Here is a 237-nt window from a genome sequence, read left to right on the forward strand (position 1 = left end):
CTGGTCACCAGCCACTACCTCGAGGAGATCCAGGCACTGTCCGGGCGGGTGGTGGTCCTGAATTCCGGCTCCATCGTTGCTGACGGGACTGTGGACGACATCCGCAGCCATGTGTCAGTGAGCAAGGTGTCCTTCCGCACCGACGTGCCGCCGTCGTCGTTCGAGTCCCTCCCCGAGAGCGCCGGAGTGACGTTCGGACCGGGAAACTCGGTGACCGTACTGAGCCGGGACGCCGAT

General features: G+C 65.0%; 1 pseudogene. It reads left to right on the forward strand.

Features of this window, described 5'->3' with window-relative positions:
* Positions 1-237, forward strand: a pseudogene (locus SB754_RS22890) (hypothetical protein); the annotation flags it as partial.

This window comes from Leifsonia sp. SIMBA_070, from assembly GCF_046534635.1.
Lineage (GTDB): Bacteria > Actinomycetota > Actinomycetes > Actinomycetales > Microbacteriaceae > Leifsonia.